Below are 16,432 nucleotides of genomic sequence, written 5' to 3' on the forward strand. Positions count from 1 at the left end.
CCTGGTCGGTCAGTCCAGCGTCGGCAGCTTCATATGCCGATTGACGTCCTTGTACAGCAGATAGCGGAACGGACCGGGACCACCGGCGTAGCATGCCTGCGGGCAGAAGGCGCGCAGCCACATGTAGTCACCCGCTTCGACCTCGACCCATTGCTGGTTGAGGTGATACACCGCCTTGCCCTCGAGCACGTAGAGGCCGTGCTCCATGACATGGGTCTCGTCGAAGGGAATCACTCCGCCGGGCTGGAAGGTCACCACCGTGACATGCATGTCGTGACGCATGTCGTCGGGATCGACGAAGCGGGTGGTCGCCCACACCTCGTTGCAATCCGGCATCACCGTCGGCGCGATATCGTTCTCGTTGGTGACGATGGGCTCGGGCAGATCGATACCGTCGACGCGTTCGTAGGCCTTGCGTATCCAGTGGAAACGCACGGCTTCCTTGCTGCGATTGTGCACCTGCCAGTCGCTTCCAGGGGGGATAAAGGCGTAGCCGCCGGGCACCATCACGTGTACCTGGCCCGCCAGGGTCAGCTCCAGCTCCCCCTCGACGACAAACAGCACGCCTTCCGCCTGAGGGTTGGGCTCCGGACGTTCACTGCCGCCCTCCGGGCCGACTTCCATGATGTACTGGGAGAAGGTTTCGGCGAACCCCGACAGCGGCCGTGACAGCACCCACAGCCGGGTGTTGTGCCAATGGGGCAGCTTGCTGGTGACGATGTCCCGATAGACGCCCTTGGGGATCACCGCGAAGGCCTCGGTGAACATCGCCCTGTCGGTGGTCATCACCTTCTGGTCCGGATGCCCACCGCGGGGCGCATAGTAGTGTCGTGTCGGTTGGGAAGCGCTCATTGAAAAATCCTTGTTGTTGGCCCGTATGCCATGCAGCTGTATCGCTCAGCCGTGTCTTTCGCCCGGTCGACGGGGCTCGTCACTCACCCAGGGTGACGCGAACCTCGAGGGGGTATTCGTCGCAATTGTTGCCGTCACCACCGCGATCGACGACGAGAAACTCGCCTTCACGCTCCAGCACGGACTGGATGGCGTGCCAGGTACCGGCGCGGTAGTTGACGCCCTGACGACCGTCGGTGACGAAGGCTCGCACCTCGGCAGGGTCGATGCTATCGCCGGCCGGAGCCACCACGATGATGAAGCGTTCCTCGTGCAGCGGCATGAAGGCCTGGCTGCCGAGAGGATGGCGCTCCAGAAAGGACAGCGTCAGCGGCAACTCGATGGGCTGGCTGACGAACAGGCTGATCATCGGCCGCGCGTTGTCGCCCAGGGTCTCGATCGGCACCAGATCATGGTGGCGCTGGGTGCGACCAGCATTGATCGGAAAGGAGGCGGAGTTGCGCGCGTCGATGACCTCGCCAAAGGGGGCGAAGGCCTCCGCTGTCAGGGGATGTGCGGTCAATTCGAGCATGGTATTTCCTGAAGTACGGGCGAGAAAGGGCTCCCCGAGGCGGTCGACACTCGGGGAGATCAGGGCGATGGCTTGCGTCAGCCGATCGGCGCCGGCGTCGGCGCGGGAAACTGCTCCGCCCAGTGACGGGCAATATCGATCCGCCGGGTGACCCAGACCCGATCGTGGGCCTCGATATGGTCGAGAAAGCGCTGCAAAGCGCGAAAACGTCCCGGACGGCCAATCAAGCGGCAGTGCAGGCCCACCGACAGCATCTTGGGAGAGTCCTCGCCCTCGGCGTAGAGCACATCGAAGGCATCACGCAGATAGGTGAAGAAGTGATCGGCAGTGTTGAAGCCCTGGGGCGCGGCGAAGCGCATGTCATTGCTGTCCAGGGTATAGGGCACCACCAGATGCGGATGGTGCTGGCCCTGGCTGTCGGCCTCGCAGGTCCAGAACGGCAGGTCGTCGCCGTAGTAGTCGCTGTCGTAGAGGAAACCGCCTTCGTCGAGTATCAGCCGCCGCGTGTTGGGGCTGTCGCGGCCGGTGTACCAACCCTGAGGACGCTCGCCGTAGAGCCGCTCGAAGATCTCGATGGCCTTGCGCATGTGCTCCCGCTCGACCTTCTCCGAGACCTGCTGGTAGTGAATCCAGCGATAGCCATGACAGGCGATCTCGTGCCCCAGCTCCTTGAAGGCGTGGGCCAGTTCAGGGTGGCGTTCCAGCGCCATGGCGACTCCGAATACCGTCAACGGCAGCCCCCGCCGCTCGAATTCCCGCAGCACTCGCCAGACCCCGGCACGGGAGCCGTACTCGTAGATCGATTCCATGCTCAGATGGCGATCGGGATAGCTGTCGGCACCGATGATCTCGGACAGAAACTGCTCGGAGCCCGCGTCACCATGGAGCACACAGTTCTCGCCGCCCTCTTCGTAGTTGAGCACGAACTGCACGGCGATCCTGGCCTTGCCTGGCCAGTTGGCATGGGGAGGCGTGCGACCATAGCCGATCAGATCACGCGGATAGGATGTTGTTGTCATGGGTAGCTTCTCCTGAAAGTCGGGCGATGGCCGGAGCCACCACTGCCGTGCGAGCGTGCAAGTACATAGGCGAGAGAGCAAGGTGGCGTGCCTGCGGCCCCGGACGCCTGCGGTTGAATGGGCACCTGAAACACAGTTTCTGGAACCTGGGGCCCGGGTCGTGGTGGCAGGCACACGGGACCAGGCACTTTTAGCCAGACACATGAGCAACGACGCCTGGGGCTCCCTGAATAGCGCGCTTCAGCCGATCGTTTCAACGAGACACTTCAGCTGAACGCTACCTCCGGGCGCAGCGTTTGCGCCTGCCTTCGCTCCTCCCTTGCGCCTGCCTTCGCGCGCTGTGCGTGACGTCACCGCACGCCATTATGTATACAAACTAAAAATAGACTGTACTCACTTTCTTGGCAACACCTTCATCGATCCCCTACCAGGGGAAAAGGCACATCGTACTTCGCCGCAGAACTCGCCCACGCCCCTCCCCTCACTGCCCATACCGTTCATGACGACAAGCCGCATGAAGTCCATACACGAGAAACTGTATACAACAATTGCCATTGTATTGTACTTACTATATCGATAACTCAGTATTCACTTACAGTTCACACTCCTCATGATCGTGACCCTCGCACCACAAAAATACTCAATACACTGTTTTTTAAGGCGTTTCCCAGCCAACCGCGTTCGACCAACTCAGCCCTTGATGCGTATCCGATATCGATCTATTTTGTGTACAAAGACATTGATTCCTCGTCCACGAAGGATACAGGCATGCATCTCCACCTGATCAACCCCAACACCACCGCCGGCATGACCGAGACGATTCGCCTCGCCGGCAGTGCCATCGCCGCGCCAGGCACGCGCATCACCGCCTCCCAGCCGGTCAGTGGCCCGGTTTCCATCGAGGGCCATTTCGACGAGGCGATCAGCGCCGTGGGCGTGGTCGAGGAGGTCCTGCGCATGGACAGGGAAGCCCAGGTCGATGCCTACGTGGTGGCCTGCTTCGGCGACCCGGGCCTGTTGGCGGCGCGAGAAGCCACCCGTGCACCGGTGATCGGCATCGCCGAAGCGGCCTTCCATATGGCCAGCCTGATCAGCACGCGCTTCTCGGTGGTGACCACCTTGGGACGCACCGTGATCATCGCCGAACACCTGCTCGACCAGTACGGTTTCCGTCACCAGTGTCGCCGGGTGCGTGCCGCCGAGATCCCGGTGCTGGACCTTGAAGACGATAGCGACTGCGCACTCGACAAGATCATCGAGGAGAGCCGTCGTGCCAGGGACGAGGACGGCATCGGCGCCATCGTGCTGGGCTGCGGCGGCATGGCCGACCTGACCGAGACCATCAGCCGCGAGGTGGGCCTGCCGGTGGTGGAAGGGGTGACGGCGGCGGTGAAGCTGAGCGAGGCACTGGTAGGGCTGGGCCTTGGCACCTGCAAGACCGGTGACCTCGCCTTTCCCCGACCCAAGGCCTTCAGCGGCACCTTCCAGCATCTGTCCCATCTGGATCTGGAGACCACCGGCCGCTGAGCCCTTCCCTCTGCCCTCCGACAGCATGACAAGGCTTGACCCATAACAATCCACAACGAGCGAGGTCCAAGATGACCACTTCCACTTCCCGGCCAGGCGAGCCCCAGGGCGTCGCCGAGGCCACCACCAAGAGCGTCGGCGACGAATCGCTGGCCCCCCAGAAGACCCGTATCATGGGGCGCACCTCCTACCTGCTGGCCTGGTTCGGCGGCTGCGTCTCGATCGGCACCTTCACCATGGGCTCCAGCGTGGTCGGCACCCTCAACCTGATCCAGGCCACGGTGGCCATCGCCATCGGCTGTTTCGTCATCGGCATCGCCCTGGCCATCAATGGCGCCGCGGGCTACAAGTACGGCATTCCTTTCATGGTCCAGGCGCGCAGCGCCTTCGGTTTCCAGGGCACTCGTCTGCCAGGACTGGTCAGGGCGGTGCCGGCCATCGTCTGGTACGGCTTTCAGAGCTGGATCGGAGCGGGCGCCCTGAACCTGGTGTCGGCCACCCTGTTCGGCTACGACAACCTGATCGTGTTCTTCATCGGCTTTCAGTTTCTGCAGATCGGCCTGTCGGTGCTCGGCTTCCAGGGCATCAAGTGGCTGGAGAACGTGGGTAGCGCCTTCATCCTGGCCTCGCTGGTCTACATGTTCTACAGCACCGTGGTCCGCTACGGCGATGCCCTGTCGGCCAACCTGTTGACCATGGAAGGCTCCTGGGGGCTGCCTTTCTGGGGTGCCACCATGCTGTTTCTGGGCATCTACTCGACCATGATGCTCAATGTCAGCGACTACTCCCGCGAGCACGTCAAGGGCACCGGGCCGGGTCTGTTGACCACCATCTACGCCATGTCAATCCTGCCGTGCACGTTGTTCATGGGGTTGATCGGCTACATGGTGTCCGAGGCCACCGGCGTGGCCGACCCGATCAAGGTCTTCGCCAACGCCGTCGACAACACGCCGCTGCTGATGACGACCCTGCTGTTCATCGCCTTCGCCCAGGTCACCACCAACGTGCTCAACAACGTGGTGCCGCCCACCTACGTGCTGATGGACACCTTCAAGATGAGCTTCCGCAAGGCGACGGTGGTCGTCGGCCTGCTGGCCTTCGCGACCTTTCCCTGGGAGCTGGTCAAGGACGAGTCTGCCGCCGGCCTGCAGGTGTTCGTGCAGACCTACTCCTCCTTCCTCGGCCCGATCTTCGCGGTACTGGTGGTGGACTATTACCTGATTCGCCGCCGCACCCTGGATCTGGACAAGCTGTACGACGAGAACGGCCCTTACCGTGGCGTCAATCTGGCCGCCTTCATCGCCACCGCAGTGGGCGTCGTCGCCGCCTTCAGCATGCCCACAGTGTCCTGGTACGCAAGCCTGATCCCTGCGGGCCTCACCTACCTGCTGCTGATGCGCTACTGGAAGGGCTGCCAGCGCTTTACTCAGTGAACAAGGCGAGGCCCCGACCCCAGGTGGTCGGGCGCCTCGCACTCGTCGAATTCCGAGGACAACAAGATGACACTCTCTCTTCCTTCCCTGCTCCAGGCTGTCGCCATTCCCGGGCTCGCCCTGATGATGGCCGTTGCGCCGATGGCCAGCGCCGAAAAACCAGCATCGGCCCCCCTGAGCACCATCGTGCTCATCAACCCCAACTCCAGCGATACCGCCACCCAAGCCATGGCAGCGCTGGCCGAGCGGGAAGCCCAGGGAAAGGCGCGGGTTGTCGGGGTCAGCAATACCTCGGCGCCTCGCCTCTTGACCACCCCCGAGGATATGGTCGCGGCGAGCCAAGGCGTAGTCGAACTGGGCCGCCAGGCCGCCGAGGACCCATCCACCGGCGCCATTATCGTTTCAGCCTTCAGCGATCCCGGACTTGATCAACTGCGCGAAGCCGTCGACATTCCTGTATTCGGCATCGGCGAAGAGGTCTTCCACGAGGCAGCGCGCGATGGCCGCCCCTTCGGTATCGCCACCATCACCCCTGACCCGGCACTGATCGAGTCCTTTGCCGCCAAGGCCGAGGCTCTGGGCTATCAGGATCAGTACAGAGGCACCCGCGTCACCCCCGGCGATCCGGTTGCTTTGCTCGACTCGCCGCAGGCACTCGATACCGCCCTGGCTGACGCCATCGAGGCCTCGGTCGGCGAAGACGGCGCCGAAGCCGTGATCATGGGCGGGGGGCCCTTGTCAGATGCCGCCATTCGACTTCAGGACAGCACCGAAGTGCCCTTGGTGATAGCCGTCAGTGCGGCGGCCAGGGCGGCGGTCGCGGCCCTGGGCCGCGACTGAGCGCGTCCTTTGCATCAATAGTCACGACGGCTGAAACAACAACAGAAACAAGAAAGAGACACCTTTATGTCCCATGACGATCTAAGCCTCGATACCTCCCGGGTCGATCCGGACCTGTACAACGAGGACCTGGCCCCGCTGCCCCACGCTCGGCGCAACTGGGGCGCCTTCGAGATCTTCAACGTCTGGTCCAACGACATCCAAAGCCTGTTCGGCTACACCCTGGCCGCGTCGCTGTTTCTGTCCTACAACCTGAGCGGCTGGGCGGTGATGGCGGCGATCATCCTGGCCGGGGTGATCGTGATGTTTCTGGTCAATCTGACCGGTGCCCCCAGCGTGCGCTACGGCATCCCCTTCCCGGTCATGGTGCGGGCGAGCCTGGGCGTGCGCGGCTCCAACCTGCCGGCGCTGTTGCGCGCCCTGGTCGGGATCTTCTGGTACGGCGTCCAGACCTACTTCGCCTCCACCGCCGTCACCCTGATGATCACCGCCCTGATCGGTACCGACGGCGGGGCCGGCATGCTCGGTCTGTCACCGGTCGCCTGGCTATCCTTCGTGCTGGTGTGGCTGTTTCAGATCGCGATCTTCTGGTCGGGGATCGAGCGTATCAAGCACTTCCTCAACTGGGCGGGGCCGCTGGTCTACGTGGTCATGGTAGCGCTGATGGTGGTGGTCTGGTGGCAGGCCGGCAGCGAGCTGCTGCCGGCGGTGGGCACCATCTTCTCGGCCAGCGGGGAAGGCGGCGGTGGCATCGGCGCCTTCGCTGCCGTGGTCGGTACCATGGTGGCTTACTTCGCCGCCGTGGTGATCAACTTCGGCGACTTTACCCGCTTCGTCAGAACTGAACGTCAGATGAAGCTCGGCAACCTGCTGGGGCTTCCCCTCAACGTCGCCTTCTTCTCCTTTATCGCGCTGATCATCACCGCCGGTACCCTGGTGCTGTTCGGTGAGGCCCTGACCAACCCCACCGATATCGTCGACCGGGTCGACGCCTTGCCGTTGACGCTGCTGGCGGCGGTCACCTTCTTCGCCGCCACCGTCGGCATCAACCTGGTGGCCAACTTCATTCCCCCGGCCTACGACCTGGCCAACCTCTTTCCCCGGGCGATCAGCTTCAAGGTCGGCGGCCTGATCACCGCCTGCGTGGCCTTTTTCGTCGGCGCGCTGTGGGTCTCGGTGATCAGCCAGATCGGCGTGCCCGGCTTCGTCAACGCCGTGGGTGCCATCGTCGCTCCGTTCTACGGCATCATCGTGGTCGATTTCTACCTGATCAAGGGCCGCCGACTCGACGTCCAGGCGCTGTTCTCGTCTCGTGACGGTGACGCCTACACATACACCAACGGCTGGAACCTGCGCGCCGTGGTGGCCTTTGCGCTGGCCGCGATCTTTTCGCTGGCGACGGTGGTGGTGCCTGCCCTGCAGGGGCTGGCCGGCTTCGGCTGGATGATGGGGGCAGCACTCGGTGGCGCCATCTACTACGCGCTGATGCGCCAGCACAAGCAGGCGGTGACGGCCCACTGAGGCCAGGCCCGACAGCCGAGCTTCCTCGAGCAGCAACTAGCAACTAGCAACTAGCAACTAGCAACTAGCAACTAGTAACTAGTAACTAGTAACTAGTAACTAGTAACTAGCAACTAGCAACAAGCAACAAGCAACAAGGCTCCCGGCGATCGCTGGGAGCCTTGTCGTTTCGGAGCCAGGCATTCTAGAGACGCGGTAAGCGTCAGGGCGCAAAGATATCGAACAGGTTGGGCGCCTCGTCCTCTTCCTCGACGATCGACAACGAGGCCTCGATGGCCTTGAGGTGGCGGCCCATGAAGGCGGCGGCGCGCTCGCCCTTGCCGTCTTCCAGGTACTGGATCAGATCCTGATGGTCATGTGACTCGCAGCCCAGGTGCCCGGCGTTGCCGTAGACGGCCAGAATCAGCGAACTGCGCGAACACAGGCGCTCGACGAAATCCGCCAGGGTGCGGTTGCCGGAGACCCGGGCCAGATAGGTGTGGAAGTCGGCGGACAGACGAATCGCGACGCTCTGCTCACCACTTCGCAATGCTTCCCGCTCACGCTGAGCCATGTCCTTGAGGGTGACGATGTCATCCTGGGTGATGCGCCTGGCGATATCCGACATCAGCCCGCACTCGACCATCTGGCGGGCGTCGAACACGTCCTTGGCTTCGTCAGCGGTAGGACGCGTCACGCTGGCGCCACGGCGTGGCGTCAGGGTGACGAGCTGCTCCAGCGCCAGGCGCTGCAGGATCTTGCGAATGCCGGTACGACTGACCCCGAACACCTCGGACAGGGCATCCTCGCGCAAACGTGCGCCCGGCTTGAGCCGGTGCTCGATGATGGCGTCGCTGATCGAGCGATGAATGGCCTCGTGACGCTCGGCGCCGTCACCGTTCTTGCCCTGTCTGGGGGCCGGTGAGGCGGGGGGCGAAGGCTTCACGCGCTGATTCATCGACACTGTCCTCGGATGCAATATATCCCCATTGTATACGAGATATACCGACAGGAAAGAACCGCAGTTCCCCGCATCCCGCCGGGGCAACTGCGGCTCATCCTGGTCCTCTATTCGCCCCAGTTGGCGACCAGAGCACGCTCCTCGTCGGTCATCTGGGTCAGGTTGCCAAGCGGCATATAGCCGCTGGCGACCACCTGCTGGATCGCGGCCTTCTGCTGCTCGACCTGGGCCTCGGTTTCCAGCGCCACACCGGCGGGCGGAGCGGTGAATCCGGCGTGGGCGGGCTGGGCGGCGTGGCAGCTGACACAGCGCTCCTGCATGACAGCATGCACCTGGGCCAACGGCGAAGCGTCGGATGCAACCGGTGCACTACTGCTGCTGCTGGCGTTGTCGGCGGCCGGACTGGTCGTCAGGCTCGGAGCCCCCACCGCGAAGGCCACCAGAATCAGCGTCACCCCGGCGGCCGGGTAGCTCGGCTTGTGCTGACCGCTGTGCATCAGCACGAAGTACTGGCGAATCAGGGCGCCGGCAAAGATCAAGAGCGCCATGATCACCCAGGCCCAGTCGCTGGTATAGGCGAAGGAATAGTGGTTGCTGATCATCAGCAGCACCACCGGCAGGGTGAAGTAGGTGTTGTGCACCGAGCGCTGCTTGCCGCGCTTGCCGTCCAGGGGGTTGGGCGTCTCGCCCGCCTTCATCGCCTTCACCATGCGGCGCTGACCCGGAATGATCCAGAAGAAGACGTTGGCGGACATGGCGGTGGCCATGACGGCACCGGTCAGCAGGAAGGCGGCACGTCCGGCGAAGATATGCACGCTGAGATAGGCCACCACCACCATCATGACGGCGACACCCAGGCTCAAGAGGCCATCGCGCTCCATGTTGGGGCTGACACGCTTGCACATCTCGTTGTAGACGACCCAGCCACCGAGCAGGAACAGCAGAGCCACCACATTGGCCTGCCAGCCGGACAGATTGGCGGCCCACTCCCAGGGACTCTGGGGGTTGACCAGGTAGAAACTGGGGTTGGCCATGTACAGAATCACGAACAGCGCAAAACCGGACAGCCAGGTGGTATAGGCCTTCCAGAAGGACCAGTGCAGATCGTCCGGCAGCTTGGCCGGCGCCGTGGCGTATTTCTGATTGTGGTAGAAGCCGCCCCCGTGGACCGCCCACATTTCGCCGAACACACCCTTGCCGCGGTCTTCTTCGTCCTTGGGGGTCTTCAACGAGTTGTCCAGCATGACAAAGTAGATCGACTCGCCTATCCAGGCGATGGCCGCGATGACATGCAGCCAGCGCAGCAGAAAATTGCTCACGTCCAACAGGTACGATGACATGGCCCTATCCCGACTTCAGTTGTTGTTGGAAGGCAGTCAGTATCGATGGCTGCCTGGTTGATCGTGCTCGATGACGCTCAGCTTCCGCGGTAGGTGGAGTAGCTATAAGGCGACAGCAAGAGCGGCACATGGTAGTGCTCACTGGCATCCGCCACGCCGAATCTCAGGGGAATCCGATCGAGGAAACGCGGCTCCGAGGCCTCGACACCCAGGGCGCGCAGATAGTCACCGGCGTGAAACAGCAGTTCGTACTCTCCTTCGACGAAGTCGTCGCCTTCGAGGATCGGGCTATCGCAGCGACCGTCATCGTTGGTCATCGTCTCCACGAGGCGCTGACGTTCGTCGCCAAGGATGCGAAAGAGCTCAATACGAATCCCCTGGCCTGGGCGGCCAAGCGCGGTATCCAGTACATGGGTGGTCAGGCGTCCCATAAGTGTCCTCCCCTCTCGCGGGTCATCAGCGGGTCGATCAGCGGGTCAATGTATCCAGTCCTGGACTGGCTAAAGTGAATCACTGACATGAAGCATCATCGTCTCTCGTCACACCAGGCCAGAGGCTTTCGCCGGTCGTGGCTTGCAGCAACACGAAGGTGACTTGAGCGATGCCGGCATGGCGGAACCAGTGCATGGTGGTGTGGAACCATGACAACATACATCATTGACCAAATTAAGAGTACATTTCAAACTATTTTTTGTATACAGTTTGAGCATGCATAGCTGCCTGGTGTTTGCCGACAGCAACAAAGGCTCGACCGACCTCTTGCCGTCTGCGCCTACGCCCGCTGCCAACAAGGTGTGACCGACACCAACGAGTCATCAGAGCTATGATCGTCCCCATCTACCTTGCCGTCATGACAGGAGCCACTCCCCATGCCTAGCCTCACCCAACGCCCCAGCCAGATGGACAAGACCCAATTCGTGACCACCTACGGAGACGTCTTCGAGCACTCACCCTGGGTGGCGGAGCGTGCCTTCGATCGTGGCCTGAACGAGCAGCATGACGATCCGGTACGTCTTGCCGAGCACATGGGCCAGGTCCTCAGCGACGCCTCCCCGGAGGAACAGCTACAGGTCATCCGGGCGCACCCTGATCTTGCCGGCAAAGCTGCCGCCGCAGGCGAGTTGACCAACGACTCCACCCGCGAGCAGGCCGGGGCCGGGCTGGACCAGTGCACCCCGGAGGAGCTGGAGCGCTTCACCCGCCTCAACGATAGCTACAAGGCGCGTTTTGGTATTCCCTTCATCATGGCGGTCAAGGGCGGCAATCGGCACACCATCCTCGCCGCCTTCGAACAGCGCCTGAACAACTCAGCCGAGCAGGAAAGGCAGGAAGCCGTGGTGCAGATCAATCGGATCGCTCGGTTCCGACTGGAAGATCGCGCTAGCTGAAGTAGCAAGCACACAAAAACGGCCGGTCACCTGGTGACCGGCCGCCAAACCCTACGTCGATGACCAGAGGCCTTGGCGCTCTCGTCATCCTGAAATCGTCACGCTTTTCGCGTCCGGGCTGGTTGTAGACGAACGGCCCCATGTGGATGACGGCCTACCAGACCCTTTCACGTGGTGCCCATCGGCCACGTTCAGCGAACCACCGAGTCATGCTCTGGACCCTGCCAGCTGCACGACAGTAGAGTTGCGCTACCTCACTTATGGGGCTCGTCGCTCTCGCTTGAGTTGCACTACCTCATCTCACGACCATGCTGAAACTGCACCCAAGGCGGGACCATTACGCTCGTGCCCACCTTTCCGCGACTTGCGCAGCGCCTGTCGCTCGGGGCCAGACACCTTTTTACTGCTTTATTTACTTCTGACTAATCTCTTTCTAGCTAATCTCTTTCTAGCTAATTTCCTGCTAGCTAAACGCTTGCTGGTGACGTTCCTGCTGGCTCCATTCTCCTTTTTTGATATCTCTGCTTGAGCCTGCCGGTGTCATCATCGACATGTCGACGTCGATATCTCAGGGCCATATCGCCGAGCCATATCACCGAGCCATGTATCCGGGCCGTGTCTGCGGGCAATATTCCTCGCCGATGACGCTAGCCGATGTCTACAGCCGACGCCCCTGGCGTCCAGAACGTACCAGCTTCGCCGCTACTCCTTGGCCGAATCCAGCGCTTCCTTGGCCACTCCCTGACACTTTTCCTGGTACTCCTTGCTCAACTTGAGCAACGTCTCGCTCTCCTCGCGCAGGCTCTCTCCGATCACCGACAGGGTTTCCTGCTGGGACTGGCTGGCGTTCTTCAGACTTTCGGCATCGCGCACTTCGCACCAGGACCGGGCCTGTGCGATACCTGCCTTCATGGCGGAGTCCATGGTCTTGAAACGCACATCCAGCATCTTCTGGGAATACTCCAGCGTCAGCAGGCTCCCCTCACGCCACGGACTCAACAATTTGTCCATGGAGGGGATCATGTTTTCCATTGTCGGCATTGCCTTGTTCTCGCTCATGTTGGTACTCCCTATAGGTATGCCAGCACGCTCGGCCCACGGGCAGCCTGATCGCCGTAACAACGACGAGACGAGGCAGCCTGGCAGTATCTTGTGCTGCACCGGTTACATATCGTCTTCAAACGAGCACAGAATCGTCTCGCATGTGAAGACTAGAACGCACCTTGCTGCACCGCAACATCATATAAGGCATATACGAGCCACTAATTGCACTAACGCGGGTAAAGTCACCCAGCATTCTCAGCATCTGCCCAGCGGCGCACCATTCGCACCATAGCAGTAGATGATTGACGCTCTGATGACAGCAGCGGCGCCAGCTCCAGAAGCACAACAAACACGCTTTTGTAAGAAATAACGACAAATACAATCGCCAATAACGACGGTCGCCGATAGCGACAATCGACAGTAGCGACAATCGACAGCTTCGTCATCAAGCACAGAACCGCTGTTTCGCCATTTCCGACGGGCCACCGGAGCAACTTGCACGCAGATTCACCAGCTCGGTACAGCTACCGCAGCGTTGTCCGATGGCCTTCCAAAAGATATCTGCAAGATTAGCTAAGACGAGGGCCCTTGCCGGCGATCCTCTAAAGCCATGATCGACATGCGGCAATAACCGTGGGGACATGATCGCCGCAGACTAAAGGCGAAGGCTTACCGAAGGAAACTGAGGAGGGAAGCGCATCGAGAAGTCGAGAGCAGAGTGCGAGACAGAGCAGAGGGCAAAGAGCGAGACGACGATATCAGGGCGTCGCCTCGCTCGGCAGCAAGGGTCAGGCGCGATAGGCGCCTTCGATATCACAGATGCGCACCGCGTTGCGGCCGACACCGCCATTGGCATCAAGCATCCGCTCGATCCAGGCGTAAACCGGATCGGCATTGGACACCAGATCCGCGGTGGATACCGAACGGGCCCACATGAAGTTGGCAAACACCAGGTAGTCCGCCGCACCGGGCGCATCGCCATCGATGAAGTCGCTTCCCGACAGCTGGCCACGCAGGGGCTCCAGGGCGCTATCGAGCTGGCTGAGCCCCTTGGCCGGAGAATGGAACTGCTCCAGGGTCATGCCCAGGCGTTTTTCACGAGTGGTGCGGAAGTAGTCGCGGTCCTTGGGATGGATGGCGTTCATCAGGTCCATCACGATGGTGCGCAGGATCGGCAACTGCAGGGCACGCTCGCTGTAGTGCTTGAAAAAGCGGGCGCGGGATTCGGCCAAGGGACCGCCAAGCAGCGTCGGGGCCTCAGGGTAGGCACGATCCAGGTATCGCAGGATCTCGAAACTGTCGGTGATCACTTCGTCGCCATCGATCAGCACCGGGACCTTGTCATGGTCCGTGAATTCGAGCTTTTCCTTTTCGGTAAAGCACCAGGGCCGCGCCTCCACCTCGAGCCCCTTGTGGGCGATGGCCAGCTTGGCTCGCCAGCAGAAGGGAGAAAAACGCAGTGACTCATCGATGCCACACAGGTCGTACATCACCAGGGCCATGCCAGATACCTCTAGAAGGGGAATGTCTGCCGATAGTGCCATCAACCGCCCACCTCGCCAACGCCATGATTTCCTGAGGGATGAAGACAAACCTGTCCATTAGTCTAAGAAACTAGCCTCGTTCGAACCCGCCTCCAGCGTCTTTGTCGACTCTAACCTACTGTTAAACAATAAATTTGAAGAATGATCGGACGAGGAGTCGTAAGCACCGCATTGGTCTGACCAATATCCCAGTCTAGAACGATTTCGCTAGTCGGCTTATCGTGCCGCCTTGTCCGAGCCTTACCCCGGCGTGAGACCGCCAACTTCGACACAACGGATATTACAAACAAGGACACGACAAGAGACCCCAACACCATGACCGACACCACTCTAGCCTTGATAGCCTTTGTGCCGCTCATACTGGCCGGCATCCTGCTGATCGGCATGCGCATGGCCGCCAAGGTCGCCATGCCCATCGTCTTTCTGGTCACCGCGCTGATTGCCCTGGTGGCCTGGGACATGACCTTCACACGGGTCCTGGCCTCGACCCTGCAAGGATTGATCCTGACCGTGGCGATCCTGTGGATCATCTTCGGCGCCATCCTGCTGCTCAACACCCTGAAGCACTCCGGCGGTATCGCCGCCATTCGCAATGGCTTCTCCGGCATCAGCCCGGACCGCCGCGTCCAGGCGATCATCGTGGCCTGGCTGTTCGGCTGCTTCATCGAGGGCGCCTCGGGCTTCGGCACGCCGGCGGCGGTGGCCGCCCCGCTGATGGTCGCGCTGGGCTTCCCGGCACTTGCCGCTGTGGTGGTGGGCATGATGATCCAGTCCACTCCGGTGTCCTTCGGCGCTGTCGGCACCCCCATCGTGGTCGGTGTCGCCGGTGGCCTGGACAGGGTCGGCATCACCGAGACGCTGGAAGCCGGTGGCTCCACCTGGATGGAGTACTTCCGCCTGATTGCCGGAGAAGTCGCGCTGGTGCATGCCGTGGTCGGTGTGCTGATGCCGCTGATCATGGTCAGCGTCATGGTGCGCTTCTTCGGTGCCAACCGCTCCTGGAAGGAAGGCCTGGCGATTGCTCCCTTCGCGATCTTCGCAGGCGTCGCCTTCGTGGTGCCCTACGCCCTGGCCGGAGTCTTCCTGGGCCCCGAATTCCCGTCGATGATCGGCGCCATGGTAGGCCTTGCCATCGTGGTCCCGGCCGCCCGTCGCGGTTTCCTGATTCCCGAAAAGAGCTGGGACTTCCCGGAAAGTGACAGCTGGCCTGCCCACTGGATCGGCAAGCTCAGCATCAAGGCCGACGAGGTCGTGGGCCGCGCACCGATGAGCACCTTCATGGGCTGGCTGCCCTACGTGCTGCTGGCGGTACTGCTGGTGGCGTCACGTACCATCGAGCCGTTCAAGCAGGCACTGACCTCGGTAAGCCTGGGCTTCAGCGACATCCTGGGTGAGGCCGGTATCTCCGGCAGCCTGCAGCCACTCTACCTGCCCGGCGGAATCCTGCTGATGGTGGTGCTGATCACCGCTCTGATGCATCGCATGAACGGCAATCAGCTCAAGGCGGCCTTCAGTGAATCCAGCCGTACCCTGCTGGGCGCCGGCTTCGTGCTGGTGTTCACCATCCCCATGGTGCGCATTCTGATCAACTCCGGCGTCAACGGCGCGGATCTGGCCTCCATGCCGGTGGCCATGGCCACCGCGGTGGCCAACGGTGTCGGCGACATCTATCCGCTGTTCGCTCCTGCCGTCGGCGCGCTGGGTGCCTTCATCGCCGGCTCCAACACCGTGTCCAACCTGATGCTGGCAGACTTCCAGTTCAACGTGGCCCAGCAACTCGGTGTGTCCACCGCGCTGATGGTGGCGCTTCAGGCCGTCGGCGCCGCCGCCGGCAACATGATCGCCATCCACAACGTGGTAGCCGCCTCGGCCACCGTGGGCCTGCTGGGACGCGAGGGCATCACCATTCGCAAGACCATCCTGCCGACCATCTACTATGTGCTCGCGGCGGGGCTGATCGGGCTGGTGGCGATGCAGGTCGTCGGTATCTCCGACCCGCTGATGGGGCTATTGCAGTAGGCACTACGCCAAGCCAGGCGCCACCTGGCTGACCGACAAGGGGGTGTCATCGACGATGACACCCCCTTCTTGTTGGCGACAGGCGCCACCTTTGCTCGAGAACTGCGCCACTCTAAGCACAGTTTGACTACCTCTGTGCCGATATGGCGGCCCTTATACCCTGCGCCTAGAGTTAATTCAGTGTAGTACGCACGTGCAGCATTCTTGCTTTCAGGTTCAGCGGCAAGGCGCGTTGCCTGCGCACTGACCAGGGGATGGCTCTTCGTGAGCGCCCACGCACGCATGGCCTCGACAAGGGCCACGACTCTCGACCAGGGGAAATTCAGATGTCCTATCTGCTGCTTGCCATGATCACCGTGATCGCCGTCGTGGTGATTACCAACGGCGCGAGATC

At 61.7% G+C, this 16,432-nt stretch carries 15 protein-coding genes; 6 read left to right on the forward strand and 9 right to left on the reverse strand.

Going from position 1 to position 16,432, the window contains the following annotated elements:
- Window positions 1–9: 9 nt before the first annotated feature.
- The 3 genes from NKF27_RS15820 to puuE all read right to left on the reverse strand — a co-directional run bounded on the left by NKF27_RS15820 (window position 10) and on the right by puuE (window position 2,442).
- The gene (locus NKF27_RS15820) at window positions 10–852 is read right to left on the reverse strand and encodes a bifunctional allantoicase/(S)-ureidoglycine aminohydrolase (RefSeq protein WP_045995186.1); all 843 of its coding nucleotides are present in this window, start codon (window positions 850–852) and stop codon (window positions 10–12) included.
- Window positions 853–931: 79 nt separating this feature from the next.
- Window positions 932–1,423, reverse strand: coding sequence for an ureidoglycolate lyase (locus NKF27_RS15825; RefSeq protein ID WP_253553124.1), 492 nt, complete (start codon window positions 1,421–1,423; stop codon window positions 932–934).
- A gap of 77 nt (window positions 1,424–1,500) precedes the next feature.
- The gene (puuE, locus tag NKF27_RS15830) at window positions 1,501–2,442 is read right to left on the reverse strand and encodes an allantoinase PuuE (RefSeq protein ID WP_045995184.1); all 942 of its coding nucleotides are present in this window, start codon (window positions 2,440–2,442) and stop codon (window positions 1,501–1,503) included.
- 768 nt (window positions 2,443–3,210) lie between these two features.
- On the opposite strand from puuE, the gene NKF27_RS15835 reads away from it, so the two are divergent.
- The 4 genes from NKF27_RS15835 to NKF27_RS15850 all read left to right on the forward strand — a co-directional run bounded on the left by NKF27_RS15835 (window position 3,211) and on the right by NKF27_RS15850 (window position 7,763).
- A complete protein-coding gene (locus NKF27_RS15835; protein WP_108132434.1) occupies window positions 3,211–3,969 on the forward strand; it encodes an aspartate/glutamate racemase family protein in 759 nt (252 codons plus the stop codon).
- 71 nt (window positions 3,970–4,040) lie between these two features.
- Entirely contained in the window at window positions 4,041–5,402 is a 1,362-nt protein-coding gene (locus NKF27_RS15840) for an NCS1 family transporter (RefSeq protein WP_108132433.1), read from the forward strand.
- A gap of 66 nt (window positions 5,403–5,468) precedes the next feature.
- Window positions 5,469–6,242 (forward strand): aspartate/glutamate racemase family protein, encoded by a 774-nt coding sequence (locus NKF27_RS15845; protein ID WP_197037103.1) that lies wholly within the window; start codon window positions 5,469–5,471, stop codon window positions 6,240–6,242.
- Window positions 6,243–6,308: 66 nt separating this feature from the next.
- Window positions 6,309–7,763, forward strand: coding sequence for an NCS1 family nucleobase:cation symporter-1 (locus NKF27_RS15850; RefSeq protein ID WP_253553126.1), 1,455 nt, complete (start codon window positions 6,309–6,311; stop codon window positions 7,761–7,763).
- A 202-nt stretch (window positions 7,764–7,965) separates the two neighbouring features.
- On the opposite strand, the gene NKF27_RS15855 is transcribed toward NKF27_RS15850, so the two are convergent.
- The 3 genes from NKF27_RS15855 to uraH form a co-directional block, all read right to left on the reverse strand.
- On the reverse strand, window positions 7,966–8,700 hold the full coding sequence (locus tag NKF27_RS15855; RefSeq protein WP_083970245.1) for a GntR family transcriptional regulator: 735 nt from the start codon (window positions 8,698–8,700) through the stop codon (window positions 7,966–7,968).
- Between the two features lie 110 nt (window positions 8,701–8,810).
- Entirely contained in the window at window positions 8,811–10,043 is a 1,233-nt protein-coding gene (locus NKF27_RS15860) for a urate hydroxylase PuuD (protein ID WP_253553127.1), read from the reverse strand.
- Window positions 10,044–10,120: 77 nt separating this feature from the next.
- Window positions 10,121–10,474 (reverse strand): hydroxyisourate hydrolase, encoded by a 354-nt coding sequence (gene uraH, locus NKF27_RS15865; RefSeq protein WP_253553129.1) that lies wholly within the window; start codon window positions 10,472–10,474, stop codon window positions 10,121–10,123.
- A gap of 438 nt (window positions 10,475–10,912) precedes the next feature.
- On the opposite strand from uraH, the gene uraD reads away from it, so the two are divergent.
- Entirely contained in the window at window positions 10,913–11,431 is a 519-nt protein-coding gene (uraD, locus tag NKF27_RS15870; protein ID WP_253553131.1) for a 2-oxo-4-hydroxy-4-carboxy-5-ureidoimidazoline decarboxylase, read from the forward strand.
- A 702-nt stretch (window positions 11,432–12,133) separates the two neighbouring features.
- Here uraD and NKF27_RS15875 read toward each other — a convergent pair.
- From NKF27_RS15875 to NKF27_RS15885, 3 genes are all read right to left on the reverse strand, one after another.
- On the reverse strand, window positions 12,134–12,490 hold the full coding sequence (locus tag NKF27_RS15875) for a hypothetical protein (protein ID WP_045991735.1): 357 nt from the start codon (window positions 12,488–12,490) through the stop codon (window positions 12,134–12,136).
- 227 nt (window positions 12,491–12,717) lie between these two features.
- Window positions 12,718–12,924, reverse strand: coding sequence for a hypothetical protein (locus tag NKF27_RS15880; protein WP_253553133.1), 207 nt, complete (start codon window positions 12,922–12,924; stop codon window positions 12,718–12,720).
- A 339-nt stretch (window positions 12,925–13,263) separates the two neighbouring features.
- Window positions 13,264–13,977 carry a glutathione S-transferase N-terminal domain-containing protein gene (locus tag NKF27_RS15885; protein ID WP_108132429.1) on the reverse strand — a complete coding sequence of 238 codons (714 nt, stop codon included), beginning with the start codon at window positions 13,975–13,977 and terminating at the stop codon, window positions 13,264–13,266.
- Between the two features lie 357 nt (window positions 13,978–14,334).
- On the opposite strand from NKF27_RS15885, the gene NKF27_RS15890 reads away from it, so the two are divergent.
- Complete coding sequence (locus NKF27_RS15890) at window positions 14,335–16,038, forward strand: L-lactate permease (RefSeq protein ID WP_108132428.1); 1,704 nt, start codon at window positions 14,335–14,337, stop codon at window positions 16,036–16,038.
- Window positions 16,039–16,432: the final 394 nt, after the last annotated feature.

This window comes from Halomonas sp. DN3, assembly GCF_024137905.1.
Classification (GTDB): Bacteria; Pseudomonadota; Gammaproteobacteria; order Pseudomonadales; family Halomonadaceae; genus Halomonas; species Halomonas litopenaei.

Excerpts from the sequence above, each read along its gene's own strand:
- NKF27_RS15820 (WP_045995186.1), bottom strand. The coding sequence starts at position 852 with ATGAGCGCTTCCCAACCGACACGACACTACTATGCGCCCCGCGGTGGG.
- NKF27_RS15825 (WP_253553124.1), bottom strand. The coding sequence starts at position 1,423 with ATGCTCGAATTGACCGCACATCCCCTGACAGCGGAGGCCTTCGCCCCC.
- puuE (WP_045995184.1), bottom strand. The coding sequence starts at position 2,442 with ATGACAACAACATCCTATCCGCGTGATCTGATCGGCTATGGTCGCACG.
- NKF27_RS15835 (WP_108132434.1), top strand. The coding sequence starts at position 3,211 with ATGCATCTCCACCTGATCAACCCCAACACCACCGCCGGCATGACCGAG.
- NKF27_RS15840 (WP_108132433.1), top strand. The coding sequence starts at position 4,041 with ATGACCACTTCCACTTCCCGGCCAGGCGAGCCCCAGGGCGTCGCCGAG.
- NKF27_RS15845 (WP_197037103.1), top strand. The coding sequence starts at position 5,469 with ATGACACTCTCTCTTCCTTCCCTGCTCCAGGCTGTCGCCATTCCCGGG.
- NKF27_RS15850 (WP_253553126.1), top strand. The coding sequence starts at position 6,309 with ATGTCCCATGACGATCTAAGCCTCGATACCTCCCGGGTCGATCCGGAC.
- NKF27_RS15855 (WP_083970245.1), bottom strand. The coding sequence starts at position 8,700 with ATGAATCAGCGCGTGAAGCCTTCGCCCCCCGCCTCACCGGCCCCCAGA.
- NKF27_RS15860 (WP_253553127.1), bottom strand. The coding sequence starts at position 10,043 with ATGTCATCGTACCTGTTGGACGTGAGCAATTTTCTGCTGCGCTGGCTG.
- uraH (WP_253553129.1), bottom strand. The coding sequence starts at position 10,474 with ATGGGACGCCTGACCACCCATGTACTGGATACCGCGCTTGGCCGCCCA.
- uraD (WP_253553131.1), top strand. The coding sequence starts at position 10,913 with ATGCCTAGCCTCACCCAACGCCCCAGCCAGATGGACAAGACCCAATTC.
- NKF27_RS15875 (WP_045991735.1), bottom strand. The coding sequence starts at position 12,490 with ATGAGCGAGAACAAGGCAATGCCGACAATGGAAAACATGATCCCCTCC.
- NKF27_RS15885 (WP_108132429.1), bottom strand. The coding sequence starts at position 13,977 with ATGGCCCTGGTGATGTACGACCTGTGTGGCATCGATGAGTCACTGCGT.
- NKF27_RS15890 (WP_108132428.1), top strand. The coding sequence starts at position 14,335 with ATGACCGACACCACTCTAGCCTTGATAGCCTTTGTGCCGCTCATACTG.